Genomic DNA, 22,950 nt, shown 5'->3' with positions numbered 1-22,950 from the left:
CGTAGCGTCCGATGATCACCGTAGGACCCGCCGGTTCCCGCTTCCGGGGTGAAGGAAGGCAGTATGGGGGCGTGACCCTCATCGATCATCTGCCGAACGACGCCGACCCCGATGCCCTCTTCGAAGCCTTTTCGACCTGGGCCGAAGAGCAGGGCATCTCGCTCTACCCTGCCCAGGAGGAGGCACTGATCGAGGTGGTCTCGGGGGCGAACGTCATCCTGTCCACCCCCACCGGCTCCGGCAAGAGCCTGGTCGCGGCGGGCGCGCACTTCACCGCCCTGGCCAACGACCAGGTCACCTTCTACACCGCCCCCATCAAGGCGCTGGTGTCGGAGAAGTTCTTCGACCTGTGCAAGCTCTTCGGCACCGAGAACGTCGGCATGCTCACCGGCGACGCCTCCGTGAACGCCGACGCCCCGGTCATCTGCTGCACCGCCGAGGTGCTCGCCTCGATCGCGCTCCGCGACGGCAAGGACGCCGACATCGGCCAGGTCGTCATGGACGAGTTCCACTTCTACGCCGAGCCGGACCGCGGCTGGGCCTGGCAGATCCCGCTGCTGGAACTGCCGCAGGCGCAGTTCATCCTGATGTCGGCGACGCTCGGTGACGTCGCGATGTTCGAGAAGGACCTGACGCGGCGCACCGGCAAGCCGACCTCGGTCGTCCGGTCCGCGACGCGCCCCGTGCCGCTGTCGTACGAGTACCGCACGACCCCGATGACGGAGACGCTGACCGAGCTGCTGGAGACGCACCAGGCGCCGGTCTACATCGTGCACTTCACGCAGGCCGCGGCCGTGGAACGGGCACAGGCCCTGATGAGCATCAACATGTGCACTCGGGCCGAGAAGGACGAGATCGCCAAGCTGATCGGCAATTTCCGCTTCACCACCAAATTCGGGCAGAACCTCTCGCGGCACGTACGCCACGGGATCGGCGTGCACCACGCCGGCATGCTCCCGAAGTACCGGCGGCTCGTGGAGAAGCTCGCCCAGGCCGGCCTGCTGAAGGTGATCTGCGGAACGGACACCCTCGGCGTGGGCGTCAACGTGCCGATCCGTACCGTCCTCTTCACCGCGCTGACGAAGTACGACGGGAACCGGGTGCGCACCCTGCGGGCGCGGGAGTTCCACCAGATCGCGGGGCGGGCCGGGCGGGCCGGCTTCGACACCGCAGGCTTCGTGGTCGCCCAGGCGCCCGAGCACGTCATCGAGAACGAGAAGGCGCTCGCGAAGGCGGGAGACGACCCGAAGAAGCGCCGGAAGGTCGTCCGGAAGAAGGCTCCCGAGGGCTTCGTCAACTGGGGTCAGAACACCTTCGAGAAGCTGATCGCCTCCGAGCCGGAGCCGCTGACCTCCCGCTTCCGCGTCACCCACGCGATGCTGCTCTCGGTGATCGCCCGGCCCGGCAACGCCTTCGAGGCCATGCGCCGGCTGCTGGAGGACAACCACGAGTCGCGCAAGAACCAGTTGCGGCACATCCGGCGGGCCATCGCCATCTACCGTTCGCTGCTGGACGGCGGGATCGTGGAGCGCCTGGACGAGCCGGATGCCGAGGGCCGCATCGTGCGGCTCACCGTCGACCTGCAGCAGGACTTCGCACTGAACCAGCCGCTGTCCACCTTCGCGCTGGCCGCCTTCGACCTGCTCGATCCCGAGTCGCCCTCCTACGCGCTGGACATGGTCTCGGTCGTGGAGTCCACCCTGGACGACCCGCGGCAGATCCTGGCCGCGCAGCAGAACAAGGCCAAGGGCGAGGCGGTCGCCCAGATGAAGGCCGACGGCGTCGAGTACGAGGACCGCATGGAGCGCCTCATGGACGTCGAGTACCCCAAGCCGCTGGAAGAGCTGCTCTCCCACGCCTACGGTCTCTACCGCCGCAGCCATCCCTGGGTCGGCGACCATCCGCTGTCGCCGAAGTCGGTCATCCGCGACATGTACGAGCGGGCCATGACCTTCTCGGAGTTCGTCTCCTTCTACGAGCTGGCCCGCACCGAGGGCATCGTGCTGCGCTACCTCGCGAGCGCGTACAAGGCACTGGACCACACCGTGCCCGACGACCTGAAGTCCGAGGACTTCGAGGACATCATCGCCTGGCTCGGCGAGATGGTCCGCCAGGTCGACTCCAGCCTCCTGGACGAGTGGGAACAGCTCGCCAACCCGGAGGAGGAGACGGCCGAGGAGGCCATGGAGCACGCGGACGAGGTCAAGCCCGTCACCACGAACGTCCGGGCCTTCCGGGTGCTCGTCCGCAACGCGATGTTCCGGCGGGTGGAACTGGCGGCGCTGGACAAGGTCGAGGAGCTGGGCGAGCTGGACGCCGACTCCGGGTGGGACGAGGACGCCTGGGCGGACGCGATGGACGCCTACTGGGACGAGTACGAGGACCTGGGCACCGGCCCGGACGCTCGTGGTCCCAAGCTCCTGCAGATCGAGGAGGACCCGGAGCACGGCCTGTGGCGGGTGCGCCAGACCTTCGCCGACCCGAACGGCGACCATGACTGGGGCATCTCCGCCGAGGTGGACCTCGCCGCCTCGGACGAGGAGGGGCGCGCGGTCGTGCGGGTCACCTCGGTGGGGCAGCTCTGACCATGTGTACCTGCCCGGCCCCGGCCGTGGGCGTTCGCCCAGGACCGGCGGCCGGGTCCCGCACCATCCCGACCGGGGGCCTCTGCTCCGACCGCTCTCCGACACCGACGAAGGACACCCGTAGATGACCAATCCGGCGGAAAAGCTGGTGGACCTGCTCGATCTGGAACAGATCGAGGTGAACATCTTCCGCGGCCGCAGTCCCCAGGAATCCCTCCAGCGCGTCTTCGGCGGGCAGGTCGCCGGGCAGGCGCTCGTGGCCGCCGGGCGGACCACGGAAGGCGACCGCCCGGTCCACTCGCTGCACGCGTACTTCCTGCGGCCGGGCCGGCCCGGGGTGCCGATCGTGTACCAGGTCGAGCGGGTGCGGGACGGGCGTTCCTTCACCACGCGCCGGGTCGTGGCCGTCCAGCAGGGACGCACGATCTTCAATTTGACCGCCTCCTTTCACAAGCCCGAACCGGGGTTCGAGCATCAACTTTCGATCGGCCGTGTGGTGCCGGCCCCCGAGGACCTGCCGACAGTCGCCGAAGAGGTCCGCGAGCACCTGGGCGGGCTGCCCGAGGCGCTGGAGCGCATGGCCCGTCGCCAGCCCTTCGACATCCGGTACGTCGACCGGCTGCGGTGGCGGCCGGAGGAGATCGAGGGTGCGGAGCCGCGCAGTGCCGTATGGATGCGGGCGGTCGGGCCGCTGGGGGACGACCCGCTCGTTCACACCTGCGCGCTGACGTACGCCAGCGACATGACGCTGCTGGATGCCGTGCGGATCCCGATCGAGCCGCTGTGGGGTCCGCGCGGGTTCGACATGGCGTCCCTGGATCACGCGATGTGGTTCCACCGGCCGTTCCGCGCCGACGAGTGGTTCCTCTACGACCAGGAGTCGCCCATCGCCACGGGCGCCCGTGGTCTGGCCCGCGGCCGCATCTACGACCGTGAGGGCAGACTGCTCGTATCCGTGGTCCAGGAAGGGCTCTTCCGCAAGCTGGGTGACTGAGGGCGCGCCCGGCCAGCGGAGCCGCGGACACGGCGGGTCAGGAACGCGCCGTGCCGGGCAGGGACGCGGCCGGCCGCCCTGGGACGGGCGCCGGACGGAGCGACACCTGACCGGGTGCCGGCCGCGGTGGCGCCCCCTGTGCGGGCGCGGATGAGCCGGGCGCGGGGCGAGACGGACACGGGGGCCGGTGCGCCATCGGCAGCATCGGTACCGTCGGCTTCTGCTTCTGCGGTGGCTTCGGGTTCGTCGGCTTCTCCCCCGGGCGACGTCGGCGATCCGCCGCCGTGTGCAGCCGTGCCGAAAGGCATCGCTGCGTCGGAGGGGCGCAGGGTCGGGGCCGGGTGCTCCTCACGGGCGGCGACCAGCTGCCGGGACAGGCTGATGCGGTACCACATCACCTCGTCGAAGTCCTCCGCCGTCTCGGCCCGTTCGACCGCTTCGCGGGTACGGGCGGTGTTCGCTCCGGCCGAGGAGAGACAGGGCCTGAGCTTGCGCAGCCAGACCCGCTCGGCCGGATCGCGTACCAGCGAGGCCAGCTCCTCCGGCGGCAGCACGGCGGCGATCACGGCGGAGACCGCCCAGGCGCCGTCCGCCTCCGTCACCAGGTGCGCCACTCGCCGGCTCCGCCACAGCCTGCCCCGCCAGTCGTGGCCGCGGGTCAGCATCGCCCGCATCGGCGGTGGCGTGGGGCCGTGGACCAGGCCGCATTCCTTGCCCGCGAAGGCCTCCAGCTCCGCTGCCAGGTACTGCCAGACGATCGCGCCGTAGCGGTTCACATAAAAGCGGACAGGGCCGAAGCATCCCGCCCGGGCCAGCCGCAGGAACCTGCCGGGAGCGATGCCCATCAGCTCGGCGGCTTCCGTCGCGCCGACGACGCGGATCCGCTCGCGCAGCGTGTCGGGAAACCCCTTTTCCTCCCGCAGGCGCGCGATCTCGGATGCCGGCACCCGCCGTCGGCCGGACACGTCGCCCGGCCCCGGCGGGACCGTACTCACCTCGTCGAGCTGCACGGCGAGCTCGAACTCACCTGTTTTGAGACCTAGTTCCCGGGCCGCCCGCCCCATCGCGAGCGTTTCCGAGCCCTCGTACATCGCGGTCATGTCGCTTCTCCCCCGCTACAGTCCATTCACTGACAGTTACGACTGTAGTCGCGGAGTGTGACAGCGGGTCAACCCCCGCCTCAGACCTGTGGATAACTCTCCGGCTGCCGCGCCGCGACGCCGAGGTGTTCCCCGACCCGGTTCACCAACAAAGTCATCTCGTACGCGATCTGTCCCAGGTCGGAATCGGCTTCAGCCAGCACGCACAGACAGCTGCCGTCCCCCGCCGCCGTCACGAACAGCACCGCGTCGTCGAATTCGACCATGGTCTGCCGTACCCGGCCCGCCCGGAACTGCTGCCCCGAGCCCTTGGCAAGGCTGTGCAGCCCGGAGGCGACCGCGGCCAGGTGCTCGGCGTCCTCCCGCACCAGCCCCTCGCTCGCCCCGGTGACCAGGCCGTCGTTGGACAGCACGAGGGCGTGCCGCACCTGTTCGACGCGTCGTGTCAGGTCGTCCAGCAGCCAGTCCAGTCCACTGCTCAGTGCCATTCCCGCTTCCTCCCCGTAACACCGTGCTGTCTACTGGTCTGCGGCACCATCTGCCGCACACCGCTGTGCCAGCCTCGCTCACCTCTGCCGTCTCGGCAAGCAGCCCGGACACGTCGGCGGGCGGCCTCCTGCCTCTCGGGCGCCGGATACAGCAGGATGAGCCCATGGCACGAAAGATGACCAAGGACGAGTGGCAGGCGTTCCTCTCCACCGGCACCCGCACGGGCAAGCTGGCGACCGTGCGGGCCGACGGGAGGCCGCACGTCGCCCCCGTGTGGTTCCTGCTGGACGGTGACGACGTGGTCTTCAACACGGGCAAGGAGACGGTGAAGGGGCAGAACCTGATCCGCGACGGCCGGGTGGCGTTGTGCGTGGACGACGACCGGCCGCCCTTCGACTTCGTGGTGGTCGAGGGGCGGGCGCTGGTGACCGAGGAACTGTCGGAGGTACGGGCGTGGGCGACACGTATCGCGGCGCGTTACATGGGCGAGGAGCTGGCCGAGCAGTTCGGCGCGCGTAACGGCGTGCCCGGCGAGTTGCTGGTGCGGGTCCACGTCGACAAGGCCGTGGCCCTGGCGGACATCGCCGACTGAGTCCGAGGCAAGGGGCACGGGCCCTACGGGCGGCTCACCGTGTCGAGCAGGCGGGCCGTGTGCATCCGGCCCGCGTGCTCGACCAGTCGGATCAGCACTTCCTTCCCGGAATCGCGGTCGCGCGCGTCGCACAGCACCACCGGCGTGCCACTGTCCAGGTCCAGCGCGCGTGACACGTCGTCCGCGCCGTACGAGCTCGCTCCGGGAAAGCAGTTGACGGCCACGAGGAAGGGCACGCGGCGGTTCTCGAAGTAGTCCACCGCCGGGAAGCAGTCCGCGAGTCTTCGGGTGTCCGCGAGGACGACGGCGCCCAGCGCGCCTTCGGAGAGGTCGTCCCACAGGAACCAGAAGCGGTCCTGCCCCGGTGTTCCGAAGAGGTACAGCGACAGTCCCGCTCTGATGGTGATCCGGCCGAAGTCCATCGCCACCGTGGTGGTGGCTTTGCGGTCGACACCGCAGGTGTCGTCGACCGTCTTCCCCAGTTCGCTGAGGTCCTCCTCCGTACGCAGCGGGCGGATCTCGCTGACCGCTCCGACCAGCGTCGTCTTGCCGGCTCCGAAGCCGCCCGCTATGAGGATCTTCAAGGCCATGTCGGGCTCGTCCTGCGCCGTTCCGAGGTGCGCGGGGTCCACGGAATCCATCGGTACTGTCCTCCAGGAAGCGATGGGCGCGTCAGGTGGGCGCGCAGGTGAGGTGCTCGCATTCGGTTGCCGGGCCCTGAGTACGCCGGGGCGGCCGGCCTCGGTGGGGCGGTCCGGTGGGCCGAGGTGCGGTGCTCGGCAGGACCGTAGCTCCTCATCCGCCACGGCGCGGGGTGATTCGGTGAACTGGATCACGGTCGCGCGTCGCTGCGGGACCGCACTCAGGTGGCGGAGCGCGGCACGGTACGCAGATGCTCGCCGATGCGTCGGACGAGCCGCGCCATCTCGTAGGCGACCAGCCCGATGTCGGCCTCCGATGAGCTGAGCACCGCCAGACAGGAGCCGTCCCGTGTCGCGGCGACGAACAGGAAGCCGTCCTCCATCTCCACCATCGTCCGGCGCAGCCCTCCGGAGGAGAAATGCCGTCCCGTGCCCCTGGCCAGACTGTGGAACCCGGAGGCCACGGCCGCCAGATGATCGGCGTCCTCGCGCAGAAGGGCGCCGGATGCCCCGACGACCAGGCCGTCGCCGTCGAGCACCACGGCGTGCCGGACGTCCGGGACCCGGGCTGCCAGGTCATCCAGCAGCCCACTGAGGCGGTGCCAGGGGTCCGGCGGTGTGCGGCTCGCTCGTTCCTCGTGCATCAGGGCTCTCCCTCCATGGAGCCGCGGGCCCACCCGTGGCGGTAGGCGGTCATACGGGTACGCGCCTGCTCCGGGGAGAGCCCGGGCTCCTCCTCGGACGGTGCGTCCGTCGCTTCAGGGCGCGGCCGGCGCAGTTGCACGGCCAGACTGCGCTGCCGAATGCGGCGCGGGAGCCCGTCCGGGACGTCGGGCGGGTCCGCAGCGGCGGCGTGCAGCGGCGGCTCCAGTGCGCGATCTCCCCGACGCCCGGCGTGTGCCCGTACGCGTTCCAGCGGGGCGTCGAGGACCGGGGGCGGTTCGGGCGTCTTCCGTACCGGGACCTCGACTTCGTGGACGAGGGCGTTCGGCAGCAGCACGACCGCCGTCGTGCCGCCGTACACCGAGGGGCGCAGCACGACACGTACGTCGTGCCGGGCCGCCAGCCGGCTCACCACGAAGAGCCCCAGTCGGTCGCTGTCGGCCGGGGTGAGCGCCGCGGCCTGGCCGACGCACCGGTTGGCTTCCTCCAGCGTCTCCTCCTCCATGCCGAGACCACGGTCCTCGATCTCCAGTACGTGGCCGGTGCCGACCTGTTCGCCGTGCACCCGCACTTTGGTGTGCGGGGGCGAGAACTGCGCGGCGTTCTCGATGAGCTCGGCCAGCAAGTGGGTGAGGTCGGCGACTGCGCCACCCGGTATCGCGCCGGCGGGCAGGCGCCGCACCTCGATGCGCGCGTAGTCCTCGATCTCCGACACCGCGGCGCGCACCACATCCGTGAGCGGCACCGGAGACCGCCAGGCCCGTCCGGGGGCCGCGCCGGACAGGATGAGCAGGCTCTCCGCGTAGCGCCGCATACGGGTGGTGAGGTGGTCGAGCCGGAAGAGGTCGCCCAGTTCGGCCGGGTCCTGCGAGCGGCGTTCCATGCTGTCCAGGAGGGCCAGCTGGCGGTGGAGGAGGACCTGGCCGCGGCGGGCGAGGTTCACGGAGACCCCGTTGATGCCGTCGGCCAGTTCGGCTCGCTCGACGGCCGCGTCCAGCGCTGCCCGGTGCACGCTTCCCAGCGCCGCGCGGACCTGGGAGATCTCGTCGGTGGAGGGACTCCGGAATTCGGTGTCGGTCCCGGCGGGAGTTTCGGCCGGATGCTCCGTGTGGGGTGCGCGCAGTGCCTCGGGGAGTCCGTGCCGGGCGATGTCGAGCGCGCTGTCACGCAGCTCGGTGAGCTCCCTGCTCAGGCGACGGCTGCTCCGTGCGGCGACGGCCAGGGAGAGGACCAGCGCGACGAGTCCGAGACTGATGGCCGCTCCCGTGAGGAGCGGAACTCGGTACACGTGAGGCGGTGTGGTGCCCGTGGCCGCCTCGTACTCGACGTCCCGCAGGCCGCGCCGCAAGGCCTCGTAGGAGGGCCGCCAGCGGGCGCCCGGTGCCGCCTGTGCCGCGCCGCGCCCGGGGGCGGCGGTACTCACCGCGCCCTCCATAGCGCGCACTTCGGCGTACGCCCGCCCGGTGGTGACCGTGCGCCATGCCGAGCCCGCGCTCCCGGGCAGGTCCTCGGTGGCGAGGCGTTCCATGAGGTGCCGTGCCGCGGCCGTGCCCGTGAACGATCGCTGCCGGTCCTTGTCGAGTGTTCCGGTGAGGTCCGCAGCGGTCAGGACTGCGTCCTCCTGGGCGAGGAGTTCACGGGTACGGCCCAGTTGCGCGGCCCGCCGCGTGTCCGCCGCACCGCCCAGCGACGCGTCGGCGGTGAAGGCCGAGGCGATGGCCGCCGTGTAGCGCTCGTAGGCCTGCGGCCAGGTGAGGGAACGCTCCCTCGTCAGCCGGCGCTGCTTCGTCAGGGCGTCGAGCCCGGTGTCGAGGGCCGTCAGGTGGTCCGCCGTGCGGTCCGGGAGTCCGGCGGTCCTCACGATCGTGTGCCGGCCGTCGGGCCGCAGCCGGACGGGCGGCCTTCGCCGTCTTCCCGGCGCGCTTCTCGAAGGTGTCCTCGCGGGCCCGGGTGGGGGCCGCCAGGTAGGCGACGGCGGCCCGGCGTTCCTCCTGGAGGGCTTGCGCCACCGCGTACACGGGCGCGCGCACCTCGTCATCGATGCGCAGCTGCTGGTGTGCTGTCGCCGCGTCCTGCAAGGCCCCGGCGGTCACGGAGGCCACAAGCAGGAGCAGAGCCACGGAGGGGACCGCGAGCAGGCAAGCGATGCGGCCGCGGACCGTACGGGGGCGGAGGGTGCGACCGCTCCGTTCCGCGCGTGCTGCGCGACCGCGTGGGAGCCGTCCGAAGGCGGCACGGTCCAGGTGTCCCATGGCTCAGGGACGCTAGCCCCGCCGCGGCGACGCACCGGGCGCACAGTCCGGAAGTGCTGCCATTTGGCGGCCCGGTGCCAGCGCCCGATCGCCCCTTGCTCGAACATGTGCACCGTACGGGTGTTCCGGTCGTTGTGGGCTCCGGGGCGCGACGCGGCGCGACCGATGGGGGATCATGTCGTCACCATGAACGAATGCAGCGACAGCAGCACCCAGGCCGACAGCGGAACCGGTGACCGCGACCGTCCCGGCCACCGCTCGCACGACGTACGGGAGTTCTTCGGGCAGCGGGCGCGGGACTGGGACGCCCGTTTTCCCGACGACGGGCCGGCGTACGCAGCGGGCGTCGCGGAGCTCGGCCTGCGTGCGGGCGACCGCGTGCTGGACGCCGGCTGCGGGACCGGTCGGGCGCTGCCCGCGCTGCGTGCCGCCGTGGGGCCGTCCGGAGCGGTGCTCGGGGCCGATCTGACGCCGGAGATGCTGGACGCGGCCGTACGGGCCGGGCGAGACGCCGAGGCGGCCCTGATGCTCGCGGACGTCTCCGCGCTGCCGGTGCGGGACGGAGCACTGGACGCGGTCTTCGCCGCCGGGCTGATCTCGCATCTGGCCGCCCCGTCGCGCGACCTCGCCGAACTGGCCAGGGCGGTCCGGCCCGGAGGGCGGCTGGCACTCTTCCACCCGGTGGGCCGCGCCGCCCTCGCCGCCCGTAAGGGACGCCCGCTCACGCCGGACGACCTACGGGCGGAGCCGAACCTCCGGCCCTTGCTGGCCGGCAGCGGCTGGGACCTGATCCGGTACGTGGACGAGGACACGCGCTATCTGGCGCTGGCCGTACGCCAGGGCTGACCACCAGGAGGGAGCGACCGTGCCTCCGGGAGACGGGAGGAGGCGGCTCAGGGCTTCGCTGCACCGTCGGCGTGCGACACCGGGCAGCCGCGCTGCCGGCTCTTGGGGAAGGTGCCGAGTTCGGCGATGCGGTAACCGTTCGGGTAGCCCTTGATCTCCGGGTTCTGCCGGGCGTAGTGCGGGACGCGGCGCGGCGGCAGCAGACGGACGGCCTTGGCCCGCAGCCGCAGGGCGCCGCGTACGGCGGCCTGGACAGCCGGACGGGGCCGCTCGTAACGGAAGGCGTCCAGCAGGGCGTCGTCCAGGAGCGCCAGGCTGGCGGCGCGCACCACGGGGGCGAGCGGGCCGTACCACCCGGCCATCAGGTCGAGCGACGCGTCCGAGACGCGTCTGCCGCCCTCGTCCCAGCCGAAGTGCTCGTGTTCGTAGTCGTCCAGGAAGCGTTCGAACTCATGGTAGGTCCGGGGCAGCTCGCTGATCCCCATGTGCTCGCCGAGCTTCCGGTAGTACGCCGCCATCGCGCGCTTCTCGTGCTCGCTGAGCCGCCGCCACCCGTACTGGTCGATCCAGCGCTTCGGGACGACCACGAACGTGCACAGCACATAGCGCATGTCGTCGTTGCTGATGTCGTAGCTCCGGTGCATCTGATTGATGCGCCGGATGGCCGTGCGGCCGTCCTCCGTATCGAAGCCGTGCTCGACCACGGAGTCCAGTAGGAGAGCGGTGTCGTCGTAGCGCTTCTGCGTACGTTCGGTCAGCTCGGCCGTCTCATCGAGCAGACGGCCGATGCTGGGCACCGCATACGTACGGTAGAGGGCGAGTTCAAGCGCTCTGGTGACGTCCCATGGGAACTCGTGCGTCACAGTGATGCGGAAGATCCGCAGGTAGTCCTTTTCGGGGTCCAGCCGCTGGATCTCCTTGAGCAGGTCGTAACGCCCCACCAGAACACCGTCCCTTTCGTCGCCGAAGGTCCAACACTACGTGTACAGGGGAGACTTGGAAGGCCTGACAAGCTTCCCTACCGGCATGGGGGAATGATGACCGACCTCCTTCGCAGACTCCGGACCCGTCTCACCCAGGACATGTTCGGACCGAGGCGGCCGCGTGCGGAGCGGGCACCGGCCAGGAAGGGTCCGCACAACCTCTTCGACGCGGCGGCCACGCACGTGGCGGCGTGTGCCGAGGGGGACGAGGAGCGGGGCGCCGAGGCCGCGGGCTGGGTGTCCCCGGAAGCGCTCGCCTTCGGGATCAACGAGCTGGCCTGCCGGGCGCTGATCGCGCTCGCGCGCGAGCGCCGCCAGTCACCTCAGGAGGTGGCCAGGGACTTGCTCAGCCTGCCGGCCGCCTGAGCCGCGCGGATCGGTCGGAAGCGGGCGTCCAGGCCGTGACAACCGCCTGTCCGGCCAATTAGGGTGCGCCGACGACGTGATCCGTGCGGTCGGCAGCTTTCCGGCCGCGAGCGAGTGGGAGGCCCGTGTGTCCGCGACGGAGGGCGCCGTCGGCGACGGTAGCGACGCCGGCGAGGTCGATGACGACCAGCTGTTCGTACTGACCGCGGTGCTGCTGACGCCCGGGCAGTTCCCGAGTGTGCTCGGCGACGACTACCCCGAGGTGTGCGCGAAGCTGCGCCTGGAGCCGTACGAAGAGGGCTACGGGCTGGTGCTCGGGCAGGACGGCCGGGGCGCGCGCTGGACCGTCGCGACGGAGGACGTCACCCTGGTCGCCTGCGCGATAGCCGCCTGGGACTGCGGGATGGAGTACGACCTGTCCCCTGACGAGAACAGCATCGTCGCGGCCCTGCCTGGCTGGCCGCTCGCGCTCGCGGTGGCGGCCCCCGGGGTGCCGGCGCCGCATGACCCGGCGCCCGAGGAGGGCGATCCAGAGCCGCTGACGCCGCCTGACGCACTGGAGTGGGGGCCGGCCCAACGGCGCCTCGGTGCGGACGAGATCGCCCTGCAGTGGGCGGCGTGGCGTGAGCAGGTCGACGGCGAGGTCACGTTCGTCGATCCCGGCGCGAAGCCGCACCCGGGGGTACGGCGGGTGCTGGAGGAGGCGCGGGGGTACGTGCAGCAGCCTCCGCCGCCGGGGCGGGTGCGCTCGTCCTTCGCCGCCGGTGAGGCGCGCACGCTGCGCGTGGACGGGCCGGGCTGGAGCATGGTCGCCAGGACCGACGACATCGCCTTCGTGCTGCTCGACGACGAGCCGGGCGAGGTCCTGCCGGTGGGCCGTGGCCCCGAGCTCCCCGGCCTGCTGCAGTCACTGGACGCGCTGGCGGCCCGCCCGGCCTGAGGACAGCGCCCCCGGGTGCTCAGGTCGCCCGTGTCCCGAGCACCCGGTCATGAGGCCCGCTGCCGCGGCCCCGGGTGCTCAGCGTCCCAGCTCCTTGCGGGTGACGCGGCGCAGGCGGCGCCGCTGGGAGGGATCCAGCGTCAGGTAGGCGATCGCCGGCACTCCGATCATGACGAGCAGTGCCGCCCAGAACGGCAGCAGCCACAGCAGGATCACGCCCGCCGCCACACCGCCGACGGCGACCTTCGCACGTGTGGACATCCTTCACGACCTTTCCGCGGCGGTGCCGCGTCCGTTGTCTTCCATTGAACGCCGATTCGGCGCCGGAGGTTCCACGCGAGCCCGAATCGTGCTGTACCCTCGGCCGCCCTGGAAGCAAGTAGTCAAATTTGAGGAGTCGTCGGCACGTGCCAGCACTCTCCGCGCTCAGCCTCGACCGGATCGCCGCCCTCTCCCGGTGCGCCGCCGTGTACGTGCCAGGTGATCCGCCGCGTACGGGGCGGATCGCGTTCTGGCGGCCGGACGGCGAACCGCTGCCGGACGGCTTCGCTACGGACACCATGATCACCGAGGAGCTGACCGTCGCCCTCCCGTCCGAAGGAGGCCGCGTCGTCACCCGGGAGGTGCCCACGCTCCTGATGCCCGTCACCGTCGCGCTCCCCGTACTCACCCGGGCCCGCGCCTCCCGCACCGCACACCCCGCCGCGGCTTTCTGGGGCGCCGCCTCTCTCGTCGCACTGCACCTGATAGCGCGCGGCAGGCTGCTGCCGGGACTGAGCCCCGCCGCACACGACGCCTGGCGGTGCGGCCCCCTCGAACCGTCCGACACGCTTCACGTACAGGAGCTGGCCGCGGCGATACCCCCGTACGCGTACGCCACGCCGCTCCCCGGGAGCACCCCGGTGCGGCTGCCCGAACCGGAGCGGCTGCTGCGCTCCTTCCTGGACGCGGTGGCCGACGGACTGCCACGCACCCCCGCGGCCGCGACGGCCGTCGGCGGCCCGGCGTACGCGGCCACGCTCCCGCAGCACATCCCTGAGCAGCGGGCCTGGGCGGCCGATGTGGCGGCGGGGCACGACGCCGGGGTCCGCCTCTCCCTCCGGATCGAGATTTGCGGGCTGGACGACCAGGAGCACGGGACCGGTGCGGACACGGCCTCGTGCGACCTCGACACGCCCTCCGGAGACGGCACGGCGGACTCCCACGACGCCGCCACGGCCCCCTCCGGCGTGCCGGCCACCCGTCCCCGCTTCACCGCCGTGCTCCAGCTGCACAGCCTCACCGACCCGGCCCTGATCGCCGACGTCTCCGAGGTGTGGGCGGGCGACTCCCCGGCGGGGCAGGCGTTCGGGGCGCGCGCCCGTACGGACACACTACTGACACTGCGGCGGGCGGCCTCCGCCTGGACGCCGCTGTCCCCGCTGCTCTCCGCCGCCGTGCCGGACGCCCTCGAACTCGCCGAGGAGGAGATCGGCGAGCTGCTGGGGCCAGGCGCGCGGGCGCTCGCGGCCGCCGGAGTGCAGGTCCACTGGCCCAAGCGGTTCGCCCGGAGCCTGTCCACACGTGCTGTCGTGGGCGCGTCGGACGCGGCGGATTCCACGGAGCCGGCGCCGGACCGTACGGAGTCCGCGCTGCCGTCCCTGCTGTCCGCCGATGCCCTGCTGTCGTTCAGCTGGCGGTTCGCCATCGGGGAGCACGAGCTGAGCCGGGCGGAACTGGACCGGCTGGCGGAGGCGGGCCGACCGCTCGTACGGCTGCACGACCAGTGGGTGCTTGTCGCACCTGAAGCGCTGCGCACCGCGTATGAGAGGCGGGACCGGAAAGTCGCGCCCATGGACGCGCTCGGTGCGGCGCTCACGGGGACCGTCGACAGCGGCGACGGCGAGCAAGTGGAGGTACGGGTTTCCGGTCCGCTGCGGGAGTTGCGCGACCGGCTCGCCGACCCGGAGCGGTACGAGGACGACGCGCCGGCGCAGCCCGCCGCACTCGCCGCGACGCTGCGCGACTATCAGCTGCGCGGCCTGCGCTGGCTGCACCGTATGACGTCGCTCGGCCTCGGGTGCTGCCTGGCCGACGACATGGGTCTGGGCAAGACGATCACGTTGATCGCGCTCCATCTGCACCGCCAGGCCGATCCGGCGGCCGCGGGTCCGACGCTGGTCGTCTGCCCCACCTCGCTGATGGGCAACTGGCAGCGGGAGATCGAGAGGTTCGCGCCCGGTACGCCCGTACGCCGCTTCCACGCGGGCAGGCGCGACCTCACGGACCTGGCGGGCGGCGAATTCGTGCTGACCACCTACGGGACGATGCGGGTGGATGCCGGGAAGCTGGCCGGAGTGGACTGGGGCATGGTCGTGGCCGACGAGGCCCAGCATGTGAAGAATCCGTTCTCCGCGACCGCACGGCAGCTGCGGACACTGTCAGGCCGGGCCCGGATCGCGCTGACCGGCACCCCGGTGGAGAACAACCTGTCCGAGCTGTGGGCGATCCTCGACTGGACCACACCGGGCCTCCTCGGCCCCCTGAGCCGCTTCCGTGCGCGTTACGCCCAGGCCGTCGAGGGCGGGGCGGATCCGGCCGCTGCGGAGCGGCTGGCCCGGCTCGTACGGCCGTTCCTGCTGCGCCGTCGCAAGTCCGACCCGGGCATCGCGCCCGAGCTGCCGCCCAAGACGGAGACCGACCGTGCGGTGGCGCTCACCGCGGAACAGGCCGCGCTGTACGAGGCGGTGGTGCGCGAAGGGCTGGCCGACATCGCCGGGACGGACGGCTTCACCCGCCGCGGCCTGGTCGTCAAGCTGCTCACTTCGCTGAAGCAGATCTGCAACCACCCCGCGCAGTACCTCAAGGAGGGCAGTGCCGAGGGGCAGCGCACGCAGCGCTTCGCGGAGCGCTCAGGGAAGGTCGAGCTGCTGGACGAGCTCCTGGACACGCTGCTCGCCGAAGGAGCGAGCGTGCTCGTCTTCACCCAGTACGTACGGATGGCACGGCTTCTCGAGGCGCACTTGGCGGAGCGTGGCGTGGCCACGCAACTCCTCCACGGCGGCACGCCCGTCGCACGGCGGGAGGAGCTGGTACGCCGCTTCCAGGACGGCGACGTACCGGTCTTCCTGCTGTCCTTGAAGGCCGCCGGCACGGGGCTGAACCTCACCAGGGCCTCGCACGTCGTGCACTTCGACCGCTGGTGGAACCCGGCCGTCGAGGCGCAGGCCACCGACCGCGCCCACCGGATGGGCCAGACCCGGCCCGTGCAGGTGCACCGCGTGATCGCCGAGGGCACGGTGGAGGACCGGATCGCCGACATGCTCACCCGTAAGCAGCGGCTGGCGGACGCCGTACTGGGGACGGGCGAGGCGGCGCTCACCGAACTGACCGACGCGGAACTGGCGGAGCTGGTGGAGCTCCGAGGGGGCGGACGATGAGTGACTTCCACGGCACCGATGACGACACCTACCGCGGCGTGCGCACCTTCGAGGCGCTGCCGCCCGCCCGTGGGCGCGGCTTCGCGCGCACCTGGTGGGGGCAGGCCTGGCTGAAGGCGCTGGAGGACACGGCGCTGGACGGCCAGCAGCTGAAACTGGGCCGCCGGCACGCCCGCGCGGGCGCCGTGGGCGCGGTGTCCGTACGGCCGGGCCGAATCACCGCCGTCGTACAGGACCGGGATCGCACCCCGCACCGCTCGGACGTGCTGGTCCAGGAACTGGGTGCGGCGGACTGGGACCGCCTCCTGGACATGGTCGCCGACCGGGCGGGGCACATCGCGGCACTGCTGGACCGCGACATGCCGCCGCAGCTCGTCGAGGACGCGGCGGCGGCCGGCGTCGAACTGCTCCCGGGCATCGGGGATCTGGAGCCGTCCTGCGGCTGCGAGGCGTGGGACCACTGCGCCCATACGGCTGCGCTCTGCTACCAGATGGCGCGGCTGCTGGACCAGGACCCGTTCGTCCTCCTCCTGTTGCGCGGACGCGGCGAGGAGGAACTGCTCGACGAGCTCCAGGAGCGGAGCGCGGCCCGTGCGCAGGGGTACGTACCGCAGCCGGACGAAGCGCCAGGAGACGAGGACGTACCGGTGGCCGGGGCCGGTGTCCTGGCGGCCGAGGCGTTCGCGGCCCAGGAAGCCCTGGTGTCGCTGCCGGCGCCGCCGCCAAGGGTGGACGAGGCGGGCGCCGGGCCCGCGCTGGGCGGCGGCACACCACCCGCACCCGGGATCGACGTACCGGCCCTGGAGTTCCTGATCCGTGACACGGCGCAGCGGGCCAGGAAGCAACTCGCTGAGGCACTGTCCGGTTCGCATGCGGACACCCCGCCGGCGGCCGAACCGACGCACTCCGAGGACGCGGTACGGCTCGCCGCGGCCGGCCCGCCCGCGCCGGTCGCCGAACGACTGGCGGCGGGTTCCGGGCGGGACACCAAGGGCCTGGCGGCGGCCGTGCGGGCGTGGCGGCAGGGCGGCCCGGCCGGTCTCGCGGTGCTGGAGGAGGAGTGGGGCCCGGGACCCGAGGAACTGGCCCGCGCCACCGACCGGCTCGCCGCCGCTCGGGCCGACCAGGCGGACCCGCCACATCTGCGGGCCACGCGTAACAGGTGGACGGTGGTCGGTACCGGTATGCAGCTGAGGCTGGGCCGGGACGGGCGTTGGTGGCCGTACCGCAAGGAGCAGGGCCGCTGGCTGCCTTCGGGGCCGCCGGACGAGGACCCGGCAACAGTGCTGGCGTCCCTCACCACCACGGAGGCAGGGGCGGACACGGAGTAGGCGATGAGCGGGCCCCGGGGGAGGATCGGCAACAGCCGTAGCCGGGCAGGGCCGTCGCACGAAACTCCTTCGACACGGTCCGCGCCGACCGTCATGATCGGCCCATGACCCACTCTCAGTCGGACTCCTCCGGTACTTCTCTCAGTGAACGTGCCGAGCGTGCCGTGGGCATAGCGGTCAGGGCCGCGCGCCGGCTGGGCCTGCGCGCAGAGGACCCTCGGGTCCTGCACGACATGTTCAACGTACTGGTGCACCTCGCACCGCTCCCGGTGGTCGTGCGGGTGCCGTCGCTCGCCCTGGTGCCCGCGGCGGAGCTCGCGGCCAAGCAGCGGCGTGAGCTGGACGTGGTGGGCTGGCTGGCCGACTCCGGGGCACCGGTCGTACGGCCCAGCCCGCTCGTGCCGCGGGAGCCCGTCGAATGCGACGGCAGATCGCTGGTCTTCTGGGAGTTCGTCGACGAGAGGGAACCGATGCGGGAGGCCGCCGCCGGCGGCCTGGAGGCCTTGGAGGACCGCTTCGTCGAGCAGTCGGGCTGGGCGGCGGAGCTGCACACCGCCCTGGCGGGATATCCGGGCGAACTGCCCGTGCTGTCTCCTCTGGTGCCCACGCTCGCGCCGCTGCTGGCCGCACTGCGGAAGGACCCGCAGGGGCTGACGACGGCCGAACTGGACCGGGCCGAGCAGGAGTACGCGGTCGTGGAAGCCCTCGTCGCCGACCTGCCCGGCTGCCTCCCCGGCGCCCGTGTGCAGCCGCTGCACGGGGACGGGCCCTCGTACAACCTGCTGCGGACCGCCGACGGGCATCTCTTCAGCGACTTCGAGGACGTCACCCGCGGCCCCGTGGAGTGGGACCTGGCCCTGGTGGCGCCGCGTGCGGTCGCGGAGTACGAGCGGGCGAGCGGCCGCCCCCTGGACCACGCGCTGCTGGACATCATGGAGCGGGCGCGGCTGCTGCAGGTGGTGGGGGCGCTGGCGGTCGTGCCGTCGATGCCGGAGCTGGGACCGATGATGGCGCCCACGATCGACCTGTGGCGGCAGCGTGCCCCGCTGACGCCGGACGTTCTCAGCCGCTAGCCGGTCACTGCTCCTCAACTGTTCGCGGCACTCTGGGCTTTGCGGTGTGCCGCCGCTCCGTCGGGCCCGGAGCCGAGGGAGATCGACGAGGGCGCCGACGCGCCCTCGCGGGCTACTTCGCGCCGGGTTCCCGGCCGCGTGAAGAGGGAGGATATTCGGGGGCCACCAGAGTCCGGACCTGGCACGTTCCCCGGAGGTGTCCCACTGTGACCACGATCCCCCTCTCGCTCCCTGGAGCGGCACCCGGCGCCTGGCCACTGCTCGGCCATGCCTGGCAGCTCCACTCGCGCCCCCTGGAGTTCCTGTCCTCGCTCCCGGCGCACGGGGACCTCGTACGGATCGGGATGGGGCCCTACCCGGCCTACGTCGTCTGCCATCCGGAGGCGGCCCACCGCATGCTCACCGACTCGCGCACCTTCGACAAGGGCGGCCCGTTCTTCGACAAGGCCCGCGTGCTCTTCGGCAGCAGCCTGCCCATGTCGGGCTGGCAGGAGCACCGCTGGCAGCGCCGTGAGATGCAGCCCGCCTTCCAGCCCGACCGGCTCGAGGCGTACGCCGCGGTCATGGGCGAGGAGGTCGACCGCATGACCGCCGGTTGGCGGCCCGGCCTGCGCCTGGACCTCACCGCCGCGCTGACCACCCTGACCCTGCGCATCGTCACCCGGAGCGTGCTCGCCGCCGAGGCGGAGGACGAGGCCGTGGCCGATGTGCAGCACAGCCTGCACACCGTCATCGACGGCATCTACCAGCGGGTGATGCTGCCGCTCGGCCCGCTCTACCGCCTGCCCACCCCCGGCAACCGCCGCTACCGCAGCGCCTGTAAGCGGCTGCACAGCGCCATCGACGGCATCATCGCCGAGCGCCGGGCCTCGCCCGGCGGCAAGGACCTCGTGTCCATGCTGCTGGCCGCGCACGACGACACCGGTGAGCCGATGTCCGACAAGGACATCCGGGACCAGCTGGTGGTCATGAGCGGTGCCGGGTTCGAAACCACCGCCAACTCCCTGGCGTTCGCCTTCTGGCTGCTCAGTCAGCATCCCGAGGCAGAGAAACAGGTGCACGCCGAGGTCGACCGGACCCTGGCAGGCCGAACCGCCACCCCCGCCGACCTCGACGGCCTGCCGTACACCCGGCGCGTCATCCATGAAGTGCTGCGCATGTACCCTCCGGGCTGGTTCTTCACCCGCGTCACCACCACGGACACCACGCTCGCCGGACACCGGCTCCCCGCCGGCACGGCGCTCCTCTACAGCGCCTACCTCCTCCACCACCGGCCGGACCTGTTCCCCGACCCGGAGCGCTTCGAACCCGACCGCTGGCTCACCCGCAGCGGCGACAGCCTCCTACGGGGCGCGTACGTCCCCTTCGGGGGCGGCAACCGCAAGTGCATCGGCGACCAGTACGCCCTCATCGAGATGACCATGGCCTTGGCCAGTGTCTGCGCCCGCTGGAGCCTGCGTCCTGACCCCGGGGCCACCTTGCGCGTCCAGGTCCGGGGCACGCTCGGCCCCGGACGGTTGCCGATGAACTGCCGGGAACGCGGCGCGGCCGTCGAGGAATGAGCCGTGCGGACGGATGTCCGCATACGAGCGCGTGACGACGGGCCGGGAAATCCATTCCCGGCCCACTGTTATTCCGCGGACCACCTCCTCATGACGCCCGTGGCCGGAGGGGGATCGACCGATCCGGTTCTCGCAGGTAAACTCACCGGCAGAGCCGCCGGTAATTGCGGTGGCACTCCGGACGCCTTCACGGCCCGGTACGGAGGAAATGTTGCAGGGAGGTGACGTGTTGATGAATCCGTGGCAGCAGCCGGCCCAGCGCCTGGCGGAGTGTCTGACGGAGCGGCTCCACGTCGACCTCGTCAGGGTCTCCAGCGCCCTGTGTCGCCCCTCGGCCTGAGCGCCGCCCCACTTCGCGGACGTCCACCGGTCCGGTGATTCCGCGCACCCGTGCGCCGCGCCTGCGTGAGCAGCGCATCACGTATATCCGTGCATCGCGCGCCCTTCTCCCCAAGGCCTTACCGCGCATTTCCGCACGGGAAAAGTTCCGGGAATTCCGCCCGCCTGGCGGAATTCCCCCCCCGCCCTCACACCTCGATTCCGCCTGCCCTTTTTCACCCCTCCGGAGTTCTTCCATGTCCGCATCCGCTCATCCATCGCAGCCCGCTGGCGCCCCGGCGCGGTTCGCCTACTGGGTGCCCAATGTCAGCGGTGGCCTGGTCACCAGCACCATCGAGCAACGCACCGACTGGGGTTACGAGTACAACCGCAAGCTCGCCCGGCTCGCCGAGGACAACGGCTTCGAATACGCGCTCAGCCAGGTCCGCTACATGGCCAGTTACGGTGCCGAGAACCAGCACGAGTCGACCTCGTTCAGCCTGGCGCTGCTGCTCGCCACCGAGCGCCTGAAGGTCATCGCCGCGGTCCACCCGGGGCTGTGGCACCCCGGCGTGCTCGCCAAGTTCGGAGCCACCGCCGACCACCTCTCCGGCGGCCGGTTCGCCGTCAACGTCGTCAGCGGCTGGTTCAAGCAGGAGTTCACCGCGCTCGGCGAACCCTGGCTGGAGCACGACGAACGCTACCGGCGCGCGGAGGAGTTCATCCGTGCCCTGCGGGAGGTGTGGACCGCGGACCACGCCGAGCTGGCCGGGGACTTCTACCGGATCCGGGACTTCTCGCTGAAGCCGAAGCCGCTGAACACCGTCGGCCGTCCGCATCCGGAGATCTTCCAGGGCGGCAACTCCACCGCGGCCCGCGCGATGGCCGGCCGGGTCTCCGACTGGTACTTCAGCAACGGCAAGGACTTCGACGGGGTCACCGAACAGCTCACCGACGTCCGGGCGTCCGCCGCGGCCGCCGGCCGTACTGCCCCGAGATTCGGCCTGAACGGCTTCCTGATCGCCCGGGACACCGAGAAGGAGGCCCGGGAGGTCCTGCGCGAGATCGTCGCCCAGGCGGACACACAGGCGGTCCGCGGCTTCGGCGAGGCGGTCCGGCAGGCGGGCGGCTCCACCGCCGACGGCAAGGGCATGTGGCAGGACTCCTCGTTCGAGGACCTCGTCCAGTACAACGACGGGTTCCGTACGGGGCTGATCGGCACCCCGGAACAGATCGCCGAGCGCATCGTGGCCTACAAGAAGCTCGGCGTGGACCTCTTCCTGCTCGGCTTCCTGCACTACCTGGAGGAGGTCGAGTACTTCGGCGAGCGGGTGCTGCCGCTCGTACGCGAACTGGAAGCCCAGGACAGCACCCTCACCGAAGGAGCACTGGCATGAGCACCGCCGCGCACACCGACTGGCAGCAGCGTCCCGCACCCGCCACCCCGGGGGCCTGGATCGACCGCGCCGCCGAGGTCGCCGCCGTCCTCGCGACCGACGCCGCGGCCCGGGACCGGGCCGGCGCCACTCCGTACGAAGAGGTCCAGCTGCTCAAGGACTCCGGGCTGGTCACCCTGCTGGGGCCGGTCGAGCACGGCGGGGGCGGCCAGAACTGGCCGACCGCGTACCGGGTGATCCGCGAGGTCGCCAAGGCCGACGGCTCGATCGGCCAGCTGCTCGGCTACCACTACCTGTGGAACTGGGCCGCCCGGCTGGTCGGCACCCGGGAGCAGTGGGAACAGGTCGAGGCCGAGGCCGCCCGCAACCGCTGGTTCTTCGGAGGCGCCGTCAACCCGCGCGACAACGACGTGGCCGTGCGGGACGAGGGCGAGACGCTCACCTTCACCGGCCGCAAGTCGTTCTCCACCGGGAGCAAGGTCTCCGACGTCACCGTGCTGGAAGGCGTCCTGGAGGGCAGCGTCGGACCCGGCAACCCCGACGGCGACCATGTCTTCGCCATCGTGCCGTCCGACAGCGCGGGCCTGACCTTCCACGACGACTGGGACAACATCGGTCAGCGGCTCACCGAGAGCGGCAGTGTGACGATCGACGGGGTGCGCGTCCCGTGGAGCGCGGCGGCGGGCTACGTCGACAAGTCGTTCCAGCGACGTGTCTACAACACACTCAACGTGCCCACGATCCAGCTGGTGTTCGCGCACTTCTACCTGGGGATCGCGGCCGGCGCCCTGGAGACCGCCCGGACCTACACCCGTACCAAGTCCCGCTCGTGGCTGCACGGCGGTCACGAGCAGGCCGTCGACGAGCCGTACGTCATCGACGCCTACGGGGACCTGACGGCGAAGCTGTGGGCGGCCGAGGCGCTGGCCGACCAGGTGGCCGAGGAGGGCTGGGAGCTGCACGCGGACCCCGATGCGGTGACCGAGCAGGCCCGCGGTGAGCACGAGGTGCGGGTCGCGGCCGTGAAGGCGCGGGCCACGGACGTGGCCCTGGAGGTGGCGAACCGGATCTTCGAGGTCACCGGGGCGCGGTCCACGGCCACCGCCGAGGGCCTGGACCGCTTCTGGCGCAACATCCGTACGCACACCCTCCACGACCCCGTCGCCTACAAGCGCCGCGAGGTCGGCCGCTTCGTCCTCACGGGCGAGCTGCCGCAGCCGACCTGGTACTCGTAAGGCCGGACCCTGCTCGTACACGGGTGCGCGGGCCCACTGCTGCTCGTGAGCCCGCGCGCCCGTAGGGCCGCGCCCGCCCCGTACTCATAAGGCCGTTTCCGCTCGGTACTCGACAAGCCGTTCCCGCTCCGTACTCGTAAGGCCGCGCTCGCTCGGTACTCGTG

The 22,950-nt window shown here is 71.6% G+C and carries 20 protein-coding genes; 13 read left to right on the top strand and 7 right to left on the bottom strand.

Annotated features, from left to right (window positions below; genetic code table 11):
• Positions 1–71 precede the first annotated feature (71 nt).
• A complete protein-coding gene (locus tag AAC944_RS31960) occupies positions 72–2,585 on the top strand; it encodes a DEAD/DEAH box helicase (RefSeq protein WP_030612088.1) in 2,514 nt (837 codons plus the stop codon).
• 124 nt (positions 2,586–2,709) lie between these two features.
• A complete protein-coding gene (locus tag AAC944_RS31955; protein ID WP_030612090.1) occupies positions 2,710–3,579 on the top strand; it encodes an acyl-CoA thioesterase in 870 nt (289 codons plus the stop codon).
• Here the strand turns inward: AAC944_RS31955 and AAC944_RS31950 are convergent.
• The gene (locus AAC944_RS31950; RefSeq protein WP_063759909.1) at positions 3,510–4,679 is read right to left on the bottom strand and encodes a DUF6397 family protein; all 1,170 of its coding nucleotides are present in this window, start codon (positions 4,677–4,679) and stop codon (positions 3,510–3,512) included. The genes AAC944_RS31955 and AAC944_RS31950 overlap by 70 nt on opposite strands.
• Before the next feature lie 80 nt (positions 4,680–4,759).
• Positions 4,760–5,167 (bottom strand): roadblock/LC7 domain-containing protein, encoded by a 408-nt coding sequence (locus tag AAC944_RS31945; RefSeq protein ID WP_030612097.1) that lies wholly within the window; start codon positions 5,165–5,167, stop codon positions 4,760–4,762.
• A 164-nt stretch (positions 5,168–5,331) separates the two neighbouring features.
• Here AAC944_RS31945 and AAC944_RS31940 point away from each other — a divergent pair, with 164 nt between their 5' ends.
• On the top strand, positions 5,332–5,760 hold the full coding sequence (locus AAC944_RS31940) for a PPOX class F420-dependent oxidoreductase (protein ID WP_030612099.1): 429 nt from the start codon (positions 5,332–5,334) through the stop codon (positions 5,758–5,760).
• A 23-nt stretch (positions 5,761–5,783) separates the two neighbouring features.
• Here the strand turns inward: AAC944_RS31940 and AAC944_RS31935 are convergent, their stop codons facing one another.
• The 3 genes from AAC944_RS31935 to AAC944_RS31925 form a co-directional block, all read right to left on the bottom strand.
• On the bottom strand, positions 5,784–6,401 hold the full coding sequence (locus AAC944_RS31935; RefSeq protein ID WP_030612102.1) for a GTP-binding protein: 618 nt from the start codon (positions 6,399–6,401) through the stop codon (positions 5,784–5,786).
• A 221-nt stretch (positions 6,402–6,622) separates the two neighbouring features.
• A complete protein-coding gene (locus tag AAC944_RS31930) occupies positions 6,623–7,045 on the bottom strand; it encodes a roadblock/LC7 domain-containing protein (protein ID WP_037771843.1) in 423 nt (140 codons plus the stop codon).
• Positions 7,045–8,925, bottom strand: a complete 1,881-nt coding sequence (locus AAC944_RS31925; protein ID WP_051871597.1) for a sensor histidine kinase — start codon at positions 8,923–8,925, stop codon at positions 7,045–7,047. Before AAC944_RS31925 ends, AAC944_RS31930 begins: the two co-directional genes overlap by 1 nt.
• 577 nt (positions 8,926–9,502) lie before the next feature.
• On the opposite strand from AAC944_RS31925, the gene AAC944_RS31920 reads away from it, so the two are divergent.
• Entirely contained in the window at positions 9,503–10,162 is a 660-nt protein-coding gene (locus tag AAC944_RS31920) for a class I SAM-dependent methyltransferase (RefSeq protein WP_078888448.1), read from the top strand.
• A gap of 47 nt (positions 10,163–10,209) precedes the next feature.
• Here AAC944_RS31920 and AAC944_RS31915 read toward each other — a convergent pair whose 3' ends face one another.
• Positions 10,210–11,103, bottom strand: coding sequence for an oxygenase MpaB family protein (locus AAC944_RS31915; protein ID WP_196942909.1), 894 nt, complete (start codon positions 11,101–11,103; stop codon positions 10,210–10,212).
• A gap of 96 nt (positions 11,104–11,199) precedes the next feature.
• Between AAC944_RS31915 and AAC944_RS31910 the strand changes: the two genes are divergently transcribed.
• Both AAC944_RS31910 and AAC944_RS31905 read left to right on the top strand, forming a co-directional pair.
• Positions 11,200–11,511, top strand: coding sequence for a hypothetical protein (locus tag AAC944_RS31910; protein WP_030612115.1), 312 nt, complete (start codon positions 11,200–11,202; stop codon positions 11,509–11,511).
• Between the two features lie 127 nt (positions 11,512–11,638).
• Entirely contained in the window at positions 11,639–12,451 is an 813-nt protein-coding gene (locus tag AAC944_RS31905) for a hypothetical protein (protein WP_037771882.1), read from the top strand.
• Between the two features lie 78 nt (positions 12,452–12,529).
• On the opposite strand, the gene AAC944_RS31900 is transcribed toward AAC944_RS31905, so the two are convergent.
• Complete coding sequence (locus AAC944_RS31900; RefSeq protein ID WP_030612121.1) at positions 12,530–12,712, bottom strand: tail-anchor membrane protein; 183 nt, start codon at positions 12,710–12,712, stop codon at positions 12,530–12,532.
• A 146-nt stretch (positions 12,713–12,858) separates the two neighbouring features.
• Here AAC944_RS31900 and AAC944_RS31895 point away from each other — a divergent pair, with 146 nt between their 5' ends.
• The 7 genes from AAC944_RS31895 (at position 12,859) to AAC944_RS31865 (ending at position 22,786) form a co-directional block, all read left to right on the top strand.
• Positions 12,859–15,870 (top strand): SCO1167/SCO6262 family helicase, encoded by a 3,012-nt coding sequence (locus AAC944_RS31895; protein ID WP_030612123.1) that lies wholly within the window; start codon positions 12,859–12,861, stop codon positions 15,868–15,870.
• Positions 15,867–17,201, top strand: a complete 1,335-nt coding sequence (locus tag AAC944_RS31890; protein ID WP_051871598.1) for an SWIM zinc finger family protein — start codon at positions 15,867–15,869, stop codon at positions 17,199–17,201. Before AAC944_RS31895 ends, AAC944_RS31890 begins: the two co-directional genes overlap by 4 nt.
• Positions 17,202–17,305: 104 nt before the next feature.
• Entirely contained in the window at positions 17,306–18,274 is a 969-nt protein-coding gene (locus AAC944_RS31885) for an aminoglycoside phosphotransferase family protein (RefSeq protein WP_037771845.1), read from the top strand.
• A 206-nt stretch (positions 18,275–18,480) separates the two neighbouring features.
• On the top strand, positions 18,481–19,836 hold the full coding sequence (locus AAC944_RS31880) for a cytochrome P450 (protein ID WP_051871599.1): 1,356 nt from the start codon (positions 18,481–18,483) through the stop codon (positions 19,834–19,836).
• A gap of 208 nt (positions 19,837–20,044) precedes the next feature.
• Positions 20,045–20,176 carry a putative leader peptide gene (locus AAC944_RS31875; RefSeq protein ID WP_368396592.1) on the top strand — a complete coding sequence of 44 codons (132 nt, stop codon included), beginning with the start codon at positions 20,045–20,047 and terminating at the stop codon, positions 20,174–20,176.
• Between the two features lie 235 nt (positions 20,177–20,411).
• Positions 20,412–21,551, top strand: a complete 1,140-nt coding sequence (gene sfnG, locus AAC944_RS31870; RefSeq protein WP_030612130.1) for a dimethylsulfone monooxygenase SfnG — start codon at positions 20,412–20,414, stop codon at positions 21,549–21,551.
• Complete coding sequence (locus tag AAC944_RS31865; protein WP_030612132.1) at positions 21,548–22,786, top strand: acyl-CoA dehydrogenase family protein; 1,239 nt, start codon at positions 21,548–21,550, stop codon at positions 22,784–22,786. The genes sfnG and AAC944_RS31865 overlap by 4 nt, the downstream gene beginning before the upstream one ends.
• Positions 22,787–22,950: the final 164 nt, after the last annotated feature.

It is taken from the genome of Streptomyces sclerotialus (assembly GCF_040907265.1).
GTDB lineage: Bacteria > Actinomycetota > Actinomycetes > Streptomycetales > Streptomycetaceae > Streptomyces > Streptomyces sclerotialus.
The sequence above is the reverse complement of the archived record's forward strand: the minus strand, read 5'-3'. Positions and strand labels throughout refer to the sequence as shown.

Coding starts and splice junctions, on each gene's coding strand:
- AAC944_RS31955 (WP_030612090.1), top strand. CDS start 2,710: ATGACCAATCCGGCGGAAAAGCTGGTGGACCTGCTCGATCTGGAACAG.
- AAC944_RS31950 (WP_063759909.1), bottom strand. CDS start 4,679: ATGACCGCGATGTACGAGGGCTCGGAAACGCTCGCGATGGGGCGGGCG.
- AAC944_RS31945 (WP_030612097.1), bottom strand. CDS start 5,167: ATGGCACTGAGCAGTGGACTGGACTGGCTGCTGGACGACCTGACACGA.
- AAC944_RS31940 (WP_030612099.1), top strand. CDS start 5,332: ATGGCACGAAAGATGACCAAGGACGAGTGGCAGGCGTTCCTCTCCACC.
- AAC944_RS31935 (WP_030612102.1), bottom strand. CDS start 6,401: ATGGATTCCGTGGACCCCGCGCACCTCGGAACGGCGCAGGACGAGCCC.
- AAC944_RS31930 (WP_037771843.1), bottom strand. CDS start 7,045: ATGCACGAGGAACGAGCGAGCCGCACACCGCCGGACCCCTGGCACCGC.
- AAC944_RS31920 (WP_078888448.1), top strand. CDS start 9,503: ATGAACGAATGCAGCGACAGCAGCACCCAGGCCGACAGCGGAACCGGT.
- AAC944_RS31910 (WP_030612115.1), top strand. CDS start 11,200: ATGACCGACCTCCTTCGCAGACTCCGGACCCGTCTCACCCAGGACATG.
- AAC944_RS31900 (WP_030612121.1), bottom strand. CDS start 12,712: ATGTCCACACGTGCGAAGGTCGCCGTCGGCGGTGTGGCGGCGGGCGTG.
- AAC944_RS31890 (WP_051871598.1), top strand. CDS start 15,867: ATGAGTGACTTCCACGGCACCGATGACGACACCTACCGCGGCGTGCGC.
- AAC944_RS31885 (WP_037771845.1), top strand. CDS start 17,306: ATGACCCACTCTCAGTCGGACTCCTCCGGTACTTCTCTCAGTGAACGT.
- AAC944_RS31875 (WP_368396592.1), top strand. CDS start 20,045: ATGTTGCAGGGAGGTGACGTGTTGATGAATCCGTGGCAGCAGCCGGCC.
- sfnG (WP_030612130.1), top strand. CDS start 20,412: ATGTCCGCATCCGCTCATCCATCGCAGCCCGCTGGCGCCCCGGCGCGG.
- AAC944_RS31865 (WP_030612132.1), top strand. CDS start 21,548: ATGAGCACCGCCGCGCACACCGACTGGCAGCAGCGTCCCGCACCCGCC.